The following is a 15,696-nucleotide window of genomic DNA, read 5'->3' as shown; positions in this document are numbered from 1 at the left end:
TTCCAGGATGGGCCGCTTCGCTTGTAGAGACTACGACCGACCCATTTCACCGGTATGGCTTGGCCGCGCACGGTTTCGACAAGATCGCCGATCTGAAGGTTTTCGACGCAAACCTCGCCTGTTGGTGTCAGAACAGAGGTGCCTCGGAGAAAGCAATTGGACCCGTTTCCGCTACCGCTGCCCTGCTGGGCCAATACCGTCGCCCCAAGGGCACCAATCCCCGCTACTGCACCTATCGCCGCTACTCTAGCACCCGTTGCGGCAGCGAGACCGAGGACTTGACGCCGCGCGTTGTTGACCTGGCTTGACGACATAGCTCTCTCCTTTCGATTGGCGCTGGAGACGAAATGCTACCCGTCATTCTGCATCAGCTTTCCATATTAGAAAATCTGCACATTTTCATGCTCTACGTAGCCATAGGCGCAGCAGCTATACCCAAAGATGAAGGCTGCTCCGCCTTTTGAATGAGGGCATAAGCTTATCCGAGTCAGGCGCCGGACCGGGGTTTCGGGAGAGCATCAAAACGCCGCCTACCATCACAAAGCACCGATGTTGAGCGGATCGACGTTTGGCGACCCGGTAGCTTGTTGAACTAGCCTTTGGGATCGATGGGTACCGGCATAGGGTGCGCGTTCTCGATCACCTCTCCAATTGCGAAGCATAGATCCTCTCGGAATCGCCGTGAAACTATTTGAACGCCGGTCGGTACACTCTCCAGCACCCCAGTCGGAACTGAAAGTCCCGGCACACCCAATACCGCAGGAAGCAGCATCGGGGACTGTGCGTGGAGGATTTCTCGCACCGCCTCCGGCCCACCCTGATCGCGATCGTTCAGGAATGGTGGCTCCCAAGAATTTGGCATGACAACCGCCGCATATTCCTCAAATAGAAGGTCCCAGGCTGCGGCAATCGCAGCACGGCGTTTCATCGCTTGTGAGAAGTCGTAGATGTCAGCTTCCGGCGTGACCTTCAGCCATGCTCCAACGAAATTCCGGAGACGATCGTCTCCAAATTTCTCCATGCCAACGCTCAGCTCTTGCCGACGCTCGTTGATCACGAGGCGAGACCAGAGCTGTGCACCTTCCGCGAAGTGCGGCGGTTCCTTTTCTTCGACGATGTAGCCTGCAGCCATGAGGGCTTTGGCTGCGCTTTCGAGTGCAGCAACGACAGATGGGGCCGGCTTGTAGCCTTCCGCATGCGAGAAGAGTGCGACTTTCAGCTTGCTCGCCGAGCCGGGCCAGTGAAGGGGAGCAGGCGCCCACCAGGGGTCTCCAGGATCATGTGCGGAGAGAGCTTCGAGCCCAAGTCGAAGGTCCGTGATGTTCCTGCCAAGCACACCTTGGACGGCCATCAGCGCTGCACTGATAGGCCCCCCTTGAAGGTTGCGGGAAGGAGTCCTGCCAAATGATGGTCGGATTCCGCAGACGCCACACGCATATGCAGGGTAACGCACAGAGCCGGCGATGTCCGTTCCGTGGGCAAGCGCGCCCATTCCGACCGCGACTGCCGAACCGGCGCCGCCGCTGGAACCACCTGGCGTAAGACGACGATCCCAAGGATTGTACGTTCGGCCATGGAGGTCATTCTCAGTGAACCAACGGAATGACATCGCCGGTGTGTTCGTACGGCCGATGATCACGGCTCCCGCCTTGCGCCAGTTTCGAACCGCGGAACTGTCATCCTCCGCAATTCTGTCCCTATGCGCCACAACGCCTTCGGTCGTCGGGCGTCCCTTGACGTCGACGTTGATCTTTATGGTCACCGGCACGCCATGCAAGCTGCCAACGGCCCTTCCCTCCTTGATGGCAAGATCGGCAATATCGGCTGCAGCCAACGCCTCATCTGCAAGGAGATCGACAATTGCATTGACCTTTGGATTGACGGAAGCGACCCGCTCAAGAGCACTGAGCGTGGCCTCACGGCTACTGATCTCGCGCTCACGTATTGCCGTTGCGAGCTTCGCCGCACTCCAGCTCCAGAGCGCTGCCTCGGAGGCGCCCCTGTCAGTTGATACTCCACTCAGCTCTCGACGATCCGACGACTCACCAGTATCCATGTCTGATCTCCTGCTTAGGCAGGCGGTGTCGAAGCCGCCCTCGCTTACTCAAATCTTTCGGGGCATTTTGTTTGGCAGGTGGCGACCACTCGAGACGCGACACGTGCGCTTGAGACAAAAACAAAACGCTTTCCCTTGGGAGAAGAACACTAGCTCTCGCGTTAAATCCGGTCCAAAACTATAATGGTCGATTTCCATACCGAGGAGGTATAGTAGCGTGGATCTGCGCCAGCTTCGATATTTCGTTGCAGTCGCCCGCGAGCAGAATTTTTCGCGCGCGGCGGACAAACTGCATATTGCCCAGCCACCACTTAGCCGTCAGATTCAGCAGCTGGAGGAAGAGCTTGGCGTCAATCTCCTCGATAGGTCGAAACGACCTCTCTCTCTCACTGAAGCAGGACGATTTCTCTATCAACAAGCGACGAGGACGCTTGTCAATATCGATCATATCAAGGAACAAACCCAGCGGATTGGCCGGTCGCAACGTGAACGGTTCGTCATCGGCTGCGTCGGCTCGACGCTCTATGGTGGTATTCCGGACCTTGTCCGACGCATGCGCGCTCAGTGGCCGGAACTGGACATAGAGATCAGCGAAATGATGTCGACGGAACAGGTCACCGCATTGAAGGATGGGCGAATCGACGTTGGTTTCGGCCGGGTTCGCTTCAACGATCGCGAGGTGGAGCGACTGACGCTTCGTGAAGAGCGACTGGTCGTAGCTTTGCCGAAAGGACATGCAAAATCACTACCGAAGGACCCGATCGCGCTCATCGAGCTGCAGGATGAACCTTTGATTGTCTATCCTTCGACACCCCGGCCAAGCTTTGCCGATGAAATCTTGAACCTCCTTGGCGAGTTGGATGTCGTTCCCGCTTCGGTGGAGGAAGTTCGAGAAATCCAGGCCGCGTTGGGCATGGTCGCGGCGGGCATGGGACTCTGCATCATTCCCGCCGCCTCGCAAAGGCAGAGGCCGGATGATGTCTGCTACAGGATGATCGCGGATGAAAACGCAACGTCCCCGATCATCATGAGCTACCGGCGCGCCGACGCGAATGGAAGGATCAAGCAAGTCAAGCAGCTAATCAGTGAGATGTACGCCGCTAACCCGCCATGGCTGCAACTATCAAATATTCGCTTACCGTCGTCACACTGAGGATGATCTCGCACCGATCACAGCAAGGTGGAGGACAAGCAATCGGATGGCGAACCTATCAGATCTTCTCCCTGTCCACTGCAGCGATCTACTTTGTTTCAAGGGCGCTTTCTTGCCTCGTCTCCAGGTGCCCACAGAGGAAGTTCTGGATCAATTTTGTAACGTCTTGCGAACGTTCGAACGTCGGTATGTGGGAAGCGTTTTTTATCAGCCTGAACTGCGCCCCAGGAATGCTGTCGGCGAGCTGCTTCGCACTCGATATCGGGGTTGCGGTATCCTGGTCACCGACGAGGATCAACGCCGGAATTCGCAACCCTTGAATTTTTGTTGAAAGGTCCGCATCGGCGATTGCTTCGGCCGCCGCTGCATATCCTTCTGGTGCCGTATTCAAGAGCATTGACCTGAGCCGCCGGGTTTCCGGAGCATCGAGGAAAGCCGGCGTTACCCAATGGGCAAGAACGGCATCAACGATCGCAGTCATGCCCGACAGACGGACAGTCCTGGCCCGATCTCGCCAGAGACTAGCAGGGGGAATTGAAGTGGCGGTGTCAGAAAGCACAAGCGAAGCGACAACGTCAGGTGCAGCCGCTGCCAGAGCCTGAGCGACCATGCCTCCGATGGACAGGCCGACGACATGCGCACGCCTGATACCCAGCCGATGCATCGCGGACAATATATCCAGAGCCAGACCCTCGATGCTGTAGGGGCCTGGGGTAGCGGAGGACCTGCCATGGCCACGCAGATCGGGGCGGAGGACGCGGAAATATTGAGAAAGCACCTCTGCCTGCGGATCCCAGACCCCATGATCTGTTCCAAGCGAGTGTAGCATCAAGAGAACCGGTGCCTCCTGCGGGCCATCTGCCCGCAGGTACATGGTGAGATCGTCGAGGTCGATGAGCATGTCGTTCATTCGGCTCTCGACGGCGAAGTTTGGGCGGCTGTGCGGGTAGACCGCGGCGCCTTTGCAAGCATTGCCAATGCAGCGACCAGGGCCGGTAGCGCAGCAACGGCGAAGACCGTGGAAAGGTCCCAGCCAAGCGACAGTAGGACGCCTCCAGTCACCGATCCCAAAATGGACCCTGTACGACCCACCGCATGCGCCCAACTGACACCGGTACCGCGGCTTTCGGTCGGGTAATAGCCGGCAGCGAGCGCGTTGATTCCGACCTGTGCTCCCGCGACCCCGAAACCGGCGCCGAAGATCGCGACGACGAGGAGCCACGGCACCGTCGCGGCGTGGCCGAGGATGACAACAAAAAGACTAGCCACGATGTAGGCTCCGGCCAACACCTTGTGGGGCTCGAAGGCATCCATCATTCTCCCGATCACGATGGCGCCGATGGTACCACCCATCGCAAGCATCGCACCCATTGCAGAAGCGCTTCCCATGGAGAAGCCGGCGGACGTGATCAGAAGCGGCAACCAACTCGATAGCAAATAAAAGACCAGCAGGCTCATGAAGAAGGTCACCCAGATCAGGAAGGTGCCCATGGCCAATCCCTGTCCGAACAACTGCCGGACGGGCGATCCGGGGGCACGAACGGGAACGGCAAACTCCGTCTGTTCAAGATTGGCTGCTGGCACCAGGCGCTTCAGCAATGCGGCGATCCTGTCGGGCGCAGCACCGTGACGTGCGAGATAGCGTGGCGATTCAGGCAGCAATGCCCACAGGAGAAGGAAATGCAGGAGGGGCAGCACGCCGCCAAGGGCAAGAAGCCCCTGCCAGCCCCAAACGGCCATGATATGCGAAGCGGCCAGTCCCGCCGCAGCCGACCCAATGGTGAAGCCGCAGAACATCATTGTCACGAGGGTGGCTCGCCTTGCCTGAGGGCTGATTTCAGCGGTGACTGTCACCGATGCCGGCATCGCCCCGCCAAGACCAAGTCCGGTGATGAAGCGCATGGCCGTCAGCATCTGGATATCTGTGGCAAAGGTCGATGCACAGGTGGCGAGGCCGAAGAACACGGTGGTTACCAAGAGTACCGGCTTTCTGCCGATCCGGTCAGAAAGCGGTCCGAAGATAAATGCCCCCGTCATGAGGCCGAACAGGCCTGCGGCGAAAAGGGGGGCCAATTCAACCGGCGACACGCCCCATTCAGCCTTCAGCATGGGCGCGATAAATCCCACGGCTGCCGTATCAAAGCCGTCTAGAGCGGCAACAAGAAAGCACAGTACAATCACGATCTTCTGGTAGTTCGATAAGGGGTGCGCATCGAACACCTCCTGAACATCGACAATTCTCCGCTGCATAATAGTTCCTCCCTTGGATTGGCTTGCCGTTCACCGATTTTCCTCGGCCAACGAAGTTTCCATTCAGGCATTTATCCGGTATCGCCGCCGCCGACTGGAAGGATGGTTCCAGTCACGTAGGACGCCTCCTCCGATGCCAAAAACAAGATCGCATTCGCCTGCTCTTCAAGCGTACCGTACCGCTTCATCAGGCTGGATTGCGTCGTCTGCTGCACGACCTCTTCCATCCAACGCCGATCGTCTTCCGTCTGGTCATCGCTGTTGCGAGGTATGACGCGTTGCGGCGCTACGGTGCCGCCTGGTGCGATCGCGTTCACCCGGATTCCGCGCTCTGCATTCTCCATGGCAAGCGCAACGGTCAGGGCGTTAACGGCTCCCTTTGCCGCTGAATATGGCGCGCGATTGATCCCGCGTGTGGCAATCGACGAGACGTTTACGATGATACCGCGGCCCGACTTGATCATCGACGGCAGAACGGCGCGACAGCACCATAGCGTCGGAAACAGCGAACGCCTGATTTCCGCCTCGATCTGCCGCTCGTCAAAGTACTCGAATGGCCGCATCCATATCGCCCCACCGACATTGTTCACGAGAACGTCGATGCGGCCGAAGTGTTGCTCTGCATGGGCAATGGCCCGTTGGGCGCCATCCCAATTCTCCAGGTTGCCCAGAATGGCGGTCGCGGTGCCACCGGCGGCCTCGATGCGCCCTGCAACCTTGTGAACGTGATCAGACCGGTCGATAAGTGCGAGGCGCGCGCCCTCGGCCGCGGCGCGGACCGCCACCTCGCGCCCGATGCCCTGGGCTGCACCGGTCACAACCATCACCTTCTCGGCAAAGCGGTCCGACCTCATCACGCTGCCTCGGAAGCATTGAACTTTTCATAATGGAAGGACGCCGGCTTGATGCCGATTATGTCGAAGTGCTTTCGCACGGCTTCGACCATAGGCGGCGGGCCGCACAGATAAACATCGCTGTCGCCACCATGAAAATCTTCCGGTCCGAGATGGTCGGTAACGAAGCCTTTGCGGTCGGCGGTGCTCGCGGCATCGGCGACGCAGACATCGAAGGTGAAGTTGGGGAGTGCCGCGGCGAACTCCTCGAGCCTGCCGACCTCGACCATGTCGGCATCCCTGGTGACGCCGTAGAGCAATCGGATGGGCGGCGTTGAATCGCCCTTGTCGTGCAGGTGGTCGAGCATGGCGAGGAATGGCGCCAGGCCAGTCCCCCCGGCAAGGAACATCGCCGGGCGATTGAGGTCGCGAAGATAAAAGGCGCCGGACGGCCCGTGTATCGTCAGTTGGTCGCCAGGTGTGGCCTGCTCCGAAAGATAGGTGGACATCAGCCCCCCTGGAATATTGCGAACCAGGAAATCGACACGACCGTCACTGAGCCGGGAGGAGAAGGAATATGCCCGGCTTTGCTCCGTGCCCGGAACCGAGACCTTCACGTATTGTCCCGGCAGAAACGAAAGGCTGTCAGGCTCCTCAAGCGCGAGTGTGAAGCCGATCGTTGTATCGGAAAGCCGGCGGACGTCGGCGAGTTGGGTTGCGAAGGTCAGGGCCCCGCTCTTGCATAGCGCCGATGTCGCTGGAATGTTGACGACGCAATCGCTGCGCGGCCGCATCTGGCAGGCAAGCACAAAACCCTGCGCCGCTTCGTCGTCCGTGAGCGCTTCATCAATATAGGAATCCATGTCATAGCTGCCGGATTCGCAGTGGCATTTACAGGTTCCGCAGACGCCATCGCGACAATCCATCGGAATATTGAGCCGCGCGCGGTACGCTGCGTCGACCAGGCGTTCGTTCGTGACGCATTCGACGAAACGTGTAACGCCGTCTTCGAAATTAAGGGCAATCCTGGGCATCGTCGGAACCTCCTCGGACTTCAGACGTGATAGATGTCGATGACGTGATGGATGTAATCGTTGACGAGGACGATCTTCTTTCGGGCGATCTTCATCTCTTCGCCCGCGACTTCGAGCGTATAGAAAGTAGTGCCAAAGTGTGTGTCGGTCGTCTTGTAGCGGAAGCTCTGCGTCATCCAGTTGAAGCGGATCTCAACGCGATCTTCGGTCTGAGACAGGATCTCGACATTTGAGATGTGATGCACCGTGCGGGGTTCCGGCAGGCTTGTGGCGCTCGACCGATCCGTTCGGATCCGAAACACCCTATCTTCAAGCCCCTGCTTGCTGGCGTAATACATCAGCGAGATTTCGGACTCCGGATCCTCGGTCAGCTTGTCGTCATCGTCCCATGCCGGCATCCAGAATTCGACATGCGGTGCATAAAGGGCGAGCCAGTTGTCCCAGTCGCGGTCGTCAAGATAACGGGCCTCGCGATAGAGGAATTCCTCGACCTTCTGGCGTGAAATAGTCATGACATCTCCTCCGGCGGACCGCTCCTCAGCCCGCTCAATCTGGATATTTCGAAATGACGGCGAGGAGCGGCTCTGCTGGCCTCGCAACATTCAGCGCGACGGGTCGCGCCCGATCGCCTTCGCCAATGCGTCTCTCCAGTAGCCATGCTGGATAACGAAGAGACCTTCGTCTTCGGTTTTGGCGCCGGACAGCAATGGCTTCAAGCCGATGGAAGCCGCGCCTTCGTCGGCGCCGTCAATCCAATGTGTCGCACCTCGGCTAAGATCATTCCAAGCCGCATGACGCGCCTGATATCCAATCTGGCAGGATCGGAATTCCTCCAGGTCATCGGGAGTTGCCATGCCACTTGCGTTGAAGAAATCCTCATACTGACGAATGCGGCGCGCACGCGCATCTGCACTTTCACCCTTCGGGGCAATGCAGTAGATCGTCACCTCTGTTTTATCGACGGCGATCGGGCGATACATCCGGATCTGTGAGGAGAATTGGTCCATCAGATAGACGTTTGGATAGAGGCAGAGATTTCGCGATCGGTCGATCATCCAGTCCGCCCAGGCTTGGCCGAAGCGCCCCGTAAGTTCATCACGCTTCTCTGCCAGCGGCCGATCCTCAGGGTTGCTCCAGCGTGTCCAGAGCAAGAGATGGCCATGCTCGAAGGAATAAAAACCACCGCCCTGCTTCGCCCAGTTTCCGGCATCCATCGCGCGGGTAACATCCTGGCCCGCGGCAGCGGCGATCGCATCCTTGCGGTGGTTGGTGGTTGCGGCGTAGTTCCAATGCACAGATGAAACATGGTAACCATCGGCACCGTTTTCGGTCTGCAACTTCCAATTCCCGTCATAGACATAGGTGGAACTGCCGCGCAGCACCTCGAGGCCGTCGGGCGATTGGTCTACGATCATATCGATGATTTTCCGCGCCTCGCCGAGATGCGTTTCGAGGGGCAAGACGTCAGCGTTGAGACTTCCGAACAGGAAGCCGCGGTAGTTCTCGAACCGGGCAACCTTGGTCAGGTCGTGGGAGCCGTTCTTGTTAAACTGTTCGGGATATCCCGCGCCATCCTGGTCCTTTGCCTTCAGTAGCCTGCCGGTGTTGGAGAAGGACCATCCGTGGAACGGACAAGTATACGTCGCCTTGTTGCCACGCTTGTGGCGGCAGATCTGGGCGCCCCGATGCGAACAGGCATTCAGGAAGCAGTGCAGTATGCCGCCGCGATCCCGAGAAATCACAATTGGCTGACGCCCGATATAGCCGGTTAGATAGTCGTTTGGGTTCGGAATCTGGCTCTCGTGAGCAAGATAAATCCAGTTTCCCTCCCAGATATGCTCCATTTCGAGCTCGAATAGATCGGGGTCCGTGAAGATGTCGCGGCGGCACCGATACGTGCCCGCATCTGCATCGTCGACAACAGCGTTGTAGAGTTTTTCCTCAATGCGATCATTCGCGTTCGTGTCGAGCATGGCTCTCCTCCTTTGGCGTCTGGCAAGGCGCCTCCTCAGACGCCTCCCATGGATATTGATCTGACGTTAGGCCACTACGCGTTCGCGTTCGACGATCGTATCGACCAGGCCTTCCGCAGCTGGCGTCAGCACGAAATCGAAGTCGATCGACGCATAGGGGTTCTGCACCTGCTTTTCGGCCATCAGCTTCGGATCGCTGATGCGGGCGACTGGGGGGATCAAGTCGTCACGTGTACCAAAAGCGAAGTCGTCGAAGAGGTAGGGATCGTCTTCGATGTTGATCTGCGTCGTGAGCTGGCGGAAACTTGGGGCTTCAACGAAGAAGTGGATGTGCGCCGGGCGGTTCCCATGGCGGCCGATCGCGGACAGAAGCTGCTCGGTCGAGCCACCCGGAGGCGTGGAATACCCGCTCGGCATGATCGTACGGAATTGATAGCGGCCCTGGGTATCGGTCTCGATGCGGCGACGAAGATTGTACGGCGCTTGCTGCGGGTCAAAATGCGAGTAGTTCCCGCGGGTATTGGCGTGCCAGACGTCGACGATCGCGCCTGGAACCGGCTTGCCGTTCTGGTCGCGCACCTGACCCTGCATGAACAGGACTTCGCCCTCGTCCGATCCGTCGTCGAGGCGCCCGGTTCCGTGACAGATCGGGGCGCCGGCAATATAAAGCGGACCTTCGATCGTCCGCGGCGTACCACCGGCAAGCCCGGCTCGGCGCTCGGCTTCGTCGAGTCGGAGATCGAGGAAGTGTTCAAGTCCGATACCCGGCGCAATGAGCCCGAGTTCGTTGTTCCGGCCGGCCGCACCGAGGTAGCCAACGGCACTCCAGACTTCATTCATGCTGATGTCGAGGTCATCGATGGCCTGGAACAGATCGACGAGAAGCCGATTCATGATCTCCTTGAGGCGCCGGTCACCGCCCTGGATGTCGAGCCCGCTGGCACGACTTGCCAGATCCTCGATAACACGTCTTTCGATGATACCTTTTGCCATTTTCTCCTCCTGTGGCTGGGTAGCCTGACAAAATGTTGGGGCCACCGTGTATTCATTCAGGCTGGCAACCCTGGGGCTGACGGCCGTCGTCTCGATCAGTTTGAATCTTCTGCGATCGCCGATGGGTGCCTGCACAATGGTGTGACCTCGATGGCCATGAACGGAAACAGCGGCAGTGTGGAAAGAATGTCGTGCAGCTCGGCGGTGTCGCTGACGTCGAAGACGCTGACATTCGCGTATCGGCCGGCGATCCGCCAAAGGTGACGCCACTTGCCCGACCGCTGCAGTTCTTGCGCCCGCGCCTTCTCTGTTGCCTTGAGGTTGTCGGCCACATCCTTGGGAAGGTCGTGCGGGAGATTGACAGTCATTTCAACATGGAACAGCATCGCGTTCACCTCGCCATACGCAGATTGGGGACCGGCTGGGCATCGCGCCTGAACCGATCTATTGCTGCTTCGTTCAGGGTGACGCCCAGACCGGGGCCGTCAGGCAACTCAAGCTCGAAGTCGCGATAAACGAGCGGCTCGGTCAGAATTTCCTCGGTTAGAAGTAGCGGTCCGAAGAGTTCCGTGCCCCATTGCAAGTCTTCGACGCCCGCAAACAGATGTGCCGCTGCGATTGTCCCGATGGGTCCCTCGAGCATGGTGCCACCATAAATGCCGATCCCGGCCGCCGCGGCGACTGCGATCACCTGCCATGCCGCAAACAGTCCACCTGCCTGTTCTATCTTTATCGAGAAGACGTCCGCAGCCCGCTCCGACGCTGCTTCGAGCGCACTCTGCGGACCGACCAGGGCCTCGTCGGCCATCAAGGCGATCGAGGAGGCGCGGGCAACCCGCGCGAGGGGTGCAATACCGGATACGGGCTGCTCCACCAATACGCAGCCAACATCTGCAAGAGCGGCCACGGCATTGATCGCTTCACGTTCGCGCCATGCCATGTTGACGTCGACACGCACGGTCGCGTTGTCCGTCAAAGCCTTCCTGATCTGCGCGACATGGCCTATGTCTTCGTCAATCGACTTGCGGCCGATCTTTATTTTGAAATGCTTGTGCCGCTTCAGGTCCAGCATCTGCTGTGCTTCGGCGACGTCGCGGCCGGCGTCTCCCGAAGCGAGCGTCCAAGCCACTGGCAGGCGGTCGCGCTGGCGACCTCCGAGGAGTTCCGACAAGGGAACGTTGAGGCGGCGGGCATGGGCGTCGAGCAGGGCGGTTTCGACAGCGCATTTCGCAAAGTTGTTGCCTTTGACCGATTTGCCGACTTTGCTCATGGCCAGCTGAATACGGGTGGCATCGGCGCCGATTAGACAAGGGGCGATATACTGGTCGATCGTCAGCTTGATGCCTTCCGGGCTTTCTGGCCCATAGGCAAGGCCGCCAATCGTGGTTCCCTCCCCCACGCCCTCGACGCCATCCGAGCAACGCACCCGAACGATCGTCATGCTCTGTCGATTCATGGTCGTCATCGACAAGCGGTGCGGGCGTACGATGGGCAAATCGAGTATAATAGCTTCGATTGCAAGGATGCTGATGTCAGCCGTCACTGTCTTACTCTCCTAGCGGTCCATGGAAACTAGCGTTCTGGACTTGGCTGGTCCAAAACTAAAAAAGTTAAACTTCATACTCTATGGGTATAATCTGAGTGGAGCGCGATGCCCTATGGCGCGGGTCGCAATGTCGCTCTCATCCAGGGAGTTAGTTCAAGAGAAACCGAGAACCTCATTTCCGGGGCCCGTCAGCGCATCCGGTAGAGCTCGAACTCAAGCGGAGACACGGGACGCCGCGTATATTCCCACCGTGCTATTGGCGTGGGATTTGTGTTCGAACCAGAGCCGCGCGGCCTCATTCTTCATCACAAATCGCCCCTTCCGGCCGGTTTTTTTCGGTACGCTAGCAGACTGGAACGTCTGCCGGTGTTGACCGGTTATCAGCATGGCCGCGCGGCGGTCTTCCTGTTAACCGCCAGCGATGAATGACCCTTCGTCGTGGCGCCCGCGCGGTCACCGTTTCCCGAACACTTCGGGAGTGATCAATGAGCGATCCTGATCGATATTCCGGCAGACCTCCACGGCGTACCTTGGGCGTGTGGATATTGATAGCTTTGGCCGTGGCACTGGCGTTTCTGCTTGCTTGGCTGTTCGGCTGGGTGGGCCCACCAGTTTCGCCGCATTAGACCGTGCACTAGGACCTACGTTGGAAGTAGCGCCGGCGCGAGCCTTGTCTGTCCAATGCCTTGGCTGGACGACGATCGCGGTCGGGCTTCTCGGAAGGTCGACTCTTTTTTAGCCCAGAACTGGCTCTGCCTGGCTGCCCTGATGCGCTTTGCTTGGAGACGCGGAGAGTTTATCAATCGACGGGCTTTACTAGGAAGCCATGGAGAATATCCGACAAACAGATGAATTCGTCGCCTTTATATGGGAGGATTAGGGCATGCATGATCAAAGGATAACGGCCGATCGCCTTGCCGCCTTTTCGGATGCGGTCATGGCGGTGATCATCACGATCATGGCCCTGGAACTTAAAGCTCCCGAAGATTCGAGTTTCGATTCTCTCGCGCCGCTCTGGCCGACGATCATCGGCTATGGCGTGAGCTACTTCTTCGTTGCGATCATCTGGGTGAACCACCATCATCTATTGCGGTTTGTTCAAGATGCGACGCCGCGGTTGATTTGGATCAACTTCGTCCATCTGTTCGCGGTGTCGCTACTTCCGTTTGCCACTGCCTGGTTGGCGCGATCACATCTGGCCCCAGCGCCCGTCGCGGTTTACGCCGCGATTTTCGTATTTGTCGAAGTGGCTTATCTGGGCTTTGAAAGGGAAGTCTTCGCTCAGGCTGATCCAACCAAAATGCCCGAAAAGGCCCGTCGCCTGGCCCGGCGCCGGTCGATTGCCGCGCTCGCAATATTCGTGGCCGCGGCCTTGATATCGCCGTTCGTTCCCCTGATCGGATTTGGATTGATTTGCTGCGCTCTGATCTTGTACGTGCGGCCTCAGGCTCCTAGCAGATAGGCCCCTGTCTCCATGCGGGCAGTTGCGCCACCGAATTGTGCTTCGGCTTCGGAATGGACCGATCATAACCTTCGCGATAGACTGACGGCTGTTGAGCACTGCAACGCCGAACATTCGTTGCAAGCTTTGGGGGCCAACGATGCTTATGCTGGAGGTTGTTCCGCTGCCTGTCACGGATATCGATCGCGCTCTTGCCTTCTACACGGAGCAGGCCGGCTTCAACCTGGACGTCGACTACCGCCCCTCGCCTGCGTTCCGCGTTGTCCAGCTTACGCCGCCCGGATCGGCATGCTCCGTGCAGTTGGTTGCCGCAGCCTCGTCTGACCGCGTGCATAATCTCTACCTCGTTACCGATGACCTCGAGACCGGGCGCCGGGAGCTGATCAGTCGCGGTGTCGCGGTCGGGAAGATGCGGCACAAGAGCCCGGTGGAAGCCTGGGCAGGCGGGTGGAGCGAAGGACTGGATCCGCAGCGTCGCGACTACGCCAGCTTTGCCGACTTTGCCGATCCGGATGGCAACACCTGGATCTTGCAGGAACGCGGCCACGTCTGACCTCGTCAAATGTCGACCACGACGTCGTTCTGCGGCCGGGAGCAGCAGATCAGAACGTTTCCACTCGCCGGTGGATCAAGTGGATCGGGCATGTAGCTTACGGCGCCTGAGATGAGCCCGCTCTCGCAGTTGTGACAGACGCCGGTACGACAGGACCAGCGCACCGGCGCGTCACACGCTTCCGCCAATTCCAGAATGCTTTGATATAACGAGCCATCCCAATGCGCGGCAATCCCGCTGCGCGCGAATGAGACGAGCGGACCGGTTTTCGCATCGTTTTCGGGAACATGGGGAGGCCGCGTTGCCGCGCGGACGACGCCCGGCGTCAGCGGTTCGCTTCCCTCGAAAACTTCGAGGTAAATCCGAGTAGGCGGGACTCCGAGGCTTGCAAGCGCCCCCTTCATCTCCGACATGAAAGATGCAGGCCCGCATAGGTAAAAATCCCCATCTTGAGGGACGCCGATCTCTCTCAAGACCGATAGCGACAGGTGCCCTGCCGCATCGAAATCTTCGCTCGTTTTCTCGTCCAGTCCAGGTCTGCTGTGATAAATAACACTTCGGCCGTGTGGAAGCGCTCGCATGAGCCGACGAACCTCGCCGGCGAAGGGATGATGCTCGCGATCGCGAGCTCCATGGATCCACATGAGTTGCCTTGCCGATCGCGTGCCAGCCAACTCATGCAGCATTGCAAGCAGTGGCGTCGCGCCGATCCCCGCGCTGATCAGTATAATTGGCCGCTCTCCGGGTTGTAGAAGAAAGTTACCCCGCGGCAGGCTGACGTCGAGAACATCGCCAACCCTGACATGCTCCTTCAGATAGGCTCCGGCCGCTCCGTTCGGCTCAAGTTTGACACTGATGCGATATTCCTTCGTTGAAGGAGAACCAGAGAGTGAATAACTGCGATAGAGCGGTGATCCGCCCGCTCCTTGCAGACGCAGGACGACGTACTGACCTGGTAGCGCCATCTGCAACGGTTGGCCGTCCGAGTTCTTCATCGTCAGCGAGAGCACATCCGCAGATTCCTGATCGGTTGATGTCACAACCAGCCGCCGAAATCCTGATTTGACGGGGTGTGCCGCAGCCGCCGGTATAAGACCAGCATTGCCACTCTCGGCGGGAGAGGTTCCGCTCTGCAAGAGGGCCTCGAACGAGGAACGCCATCCCGGTGAAAGGGCTTCTATCGCGATCGCCCGCTTCAGTTGGTCGCGCGGGTGGTTGGGCGAATAGAGGAGCGCGTTGATCTCCGCAACGGTCATGCGCTCCTTGGCTTCTCCCACCTTGATGATCTCGTCGCCGGCGCCCACCATTCCTTCCTGCAACACACGGAAGTAAAATCCCGGCCGCCCACTGCCGGTCAGCAACGCGGGCATTCGGGGCTCGTTCGTGCGGATACCGACGCGATAGCAGGTGACGCGAGGCTGAGTGACCTCAAACAGCGCGCTTCCGATCTGATAGCGATCGCCGATGCAAACGGTATCGTCGGGCAAGCCTTCGATGGTGAAGTTCTCGCCGAACTCGCCGTGCACGAAGTCAGTCCGTTTCAACTGCTCCTGCCAATATCGATAGGATTCGATCTGATAGACGAAAACGGCGCGCTGCTCCCCGCCATGCCCGGCGAGATCGCCCTGCCCATCTCCTTCAAGATTCAGCTTACCGGCCCGACAGCGGCCGTTCACCGGCTTCTTCCATATCCCTGTATGTACTGTGCGGCCTTTCCACTCGATGTCGCGCGGAAGTCCGACATTTACCGATAATAGTTGAGCCATAGCACCCTTGCTCTCTTGGCGGCTGGCAGCCTCCCCTCACCTCTTATCTTGGCGAAACGTGGGTCAGCATCGCGTAC

Annotated in this window: 15 protein-coding genes; 3 read left to right on the top strand and 12 right to left on the bottom strand. The window is 58.8% G+C overall.

Going from position 1 to position 15,696, the window contains the following annotated elements:
• Positions 1-314, bottom strand: a 314-nt coding sequence (locus tag ACPYOJ_RS21705; protein WP_481418083.1) for a Hint domain-containing protein, incomplete at its 3' end; no start/stop codon positions are given.
• Between the two features lie 278 nt (positions 315-592).
• Positions 593-2,056, bottom strand: a complete 1,464-nt coding sequence (locus ACPYOJ_RS21700) for an amidase (protein ID WP_481418082.1) — start codon at positions 2,054-2,056, stop codon at positions 593-595.
• Between the two features lie 217 nt (positions 2,057-2,273).
• Between ACPYOJ_RS21700 and ACPYOJ_RS21695 the strand changes: the two genes are divergently transcribed.
• A complete protein-coding gene (locus tag ACPYOJ_RS21695) occupies positions 2,274-3,209 on the top strand; it encodes a LysR family transcriptional regulator (protein WP_481418081.1) in 936 nt (311 codons plus the stop codon).
• An 88-nt stretch (positions 3,210-3,297) separates the two neighbouring features.
• Here ACPYOJ_RS21695 and pcaD read toward each other — a convergent pair whose 3' ends face one another.
• The 9 genes from pcaD to ACPYOJ_RS21650 all read right to left on the bottom strand — a co-directional run bounded on the left by pcaD (position 3,298) and on the right by ACPYOJ_RS21650 (position 11,835).
• Positions 3,298-4,119 (bottom strand): 3-oxoadipate enol-lactonase, encoded by an 822-nt coding sequence (pcaD, locus tag ACPYOJ_RS21690; protein WP_481418080.1) that lies wholly within the window; start codon positions 4,117-4,119, stop codon positions 3,298-3,300.
• Positions 4,116-5,459 (bottom strand): MFS transporter, encoded by a 1,344-nt coding sequence (locus ACPYOJ_RS21685; protein WP_481418079.1) that lies wholly within the window; start codon positions 5,457-5,459, stop codon positions 4,116-4,118. The genes pcaD and ACPYOJ_RS21685 overlap by 4 nt, the downstream gene beginning before the upstream one ends.
• A gap of 71 nt (positions 5,460-5,530) precedes the next feature.
• Positions 5,531-6,313 carry a benzoate diol dehydrogenase BenD gene (gene benD, locus ACPYOJ_RS21680; protein ID WP_481418078.1) on the bottom strand — a complete coding sequence of 261 codons (783 nt, stop codon included), beginning with the start codon at positions 6,311-6,313 and terminating at the stop codon, positions 5,531-5,533.
• Positions 6,313-7,326: a benzoate 1,2-dioxygenase electron transfer component BenC gene (benC, locus tag ACPYOJ_RS21675; protein WP_481418077.1), complete on the bottom strand. Its 1,014-nt coding sequence runs from the start codon at positions 7,324-7,326 to the stop codon at positions 6,313-6,315. The genes benD and benC overlap by 1 nt, the downstream gene beginning before the upstream one ends.
• Positions 7,327-7,346: 20 nt before the next feature.
• On the bottom strand, positions 7,347-7,838 hold the full coding sequence (gene benB / locus ACPYOJ_RS21670) for a benzoate 1,2-dioxygenase small subunit (protein ID WP_481418076.1): 492 nt from the start codon (positions 7,836-7,838) through the stop codon (positions 7,347-7,349).
• Between the two features lie 90 nt (positions 7,839-7,928).
• The gene (gene benA / locus ACPYOJ_RS21665) at positions 7,929-9,299 is read right to left on the bottom strand and encodes a benzoate 1,2-dioxygenase large subunit (protein ID WP_481418075.1); all 1,371 of its coding nucleotides are present in this window, start codon (positions 9,297-9,299) and stop codon (positions 7,929-7,931) included.
• Positions 9,300-9,365: 66 nt separating this feature from the next.
• Entirely contained in the window at positions 9,366-10,292 is a 927-nt protein-coding gene (gene catA, locus ACPYOJ_RS21660; protein WP_481418074.1) for a catechol 1,2-dioxygenase, read from the bottom strand.
• A gap of 95 nt (positions 10,293-10,387) precedes the next feature.
• On the bottom strand, positions 10,388-10,678 hold the full coding sequence (gene catC, locus ACPYOJ_RS21655; RefSeq protein WP_481418087.1) for a muconolactone Delta-isomerase: 291 nt from the start codon (positions 10,676-10,678) through the stop codon (positions 10,388-10,390).
• A 5-nt stretch (positions 10,679-10,683) separates the two neighbouring features.
• Positions 10,684-11,835: a muconate/chloromuconate family cycloisomerase gene (locus tag ACPYOJ_RS21650; protein WP_481418073.1), complete on the bottom strand. Its 1,152-nt coding sequence runs from the start codon at positions 11,833-11,835 to the stop codon at positions 10,684-10,686.
• A gap of 886 nt (positions 11,836-12,721) precedes the next feature.
• On the opposite strand from ACPYOJ_RS21650, the gene ACPYOJ_RS21645 reads away from it, so the two are divergent.
• Positions 12,722-13,300 (top strand): TMEM175 family protein, encoded by a 579-nt coding sequence (locus ACPYOJ_RS21645; RefSeq protein ID WP_481418072.1) that lies wholly within the window; start codon positions 12,722-12,724, stop codon positions 13,298-13,300.
• A 139-nt stretch (positions 13,301-13,439) separates the two neighbouring features.
• A complete protein-coding gene (locus tag ACPYOJ_RS21640; RefSeq protein ID WP_481418071.1) occupies positions 13,440-13,853 on the top strand; it encodes a VOC family protein in 414 nt (137 codons plus the stop codon).
• Between the two features lie 5 nt (positions 13,854-13,858).
• On the opposite strand, the gene ACPYOJ_RS21635 is transcribed toward ACPYOJ_RS21640, so the two are convergent.
• The gene (locus ACPYOJ_RS21635; protein ID WP_481418070.1) at positions 13,859-15,619 is read right to left on the bottom strand and encodes an MOSC domain-containing protein; all 1,761 of its coding nucleotides are present in this window, start codon (positions 15,617-15,619) and stop codon (positions 13,859-13,861) included.
• Between the last annotated feature and the right edge of the window lie 77 nt (positions 15,620-15,696).

Source organism: Rhizobium sp. SVR5-9E (assembly GCF_056755095.1).
The sequence above is the reverse complement of the archived record's forward strand: the minus strand, read 5'-3'. Positions and strand labels throughout refer to the sequence as shown.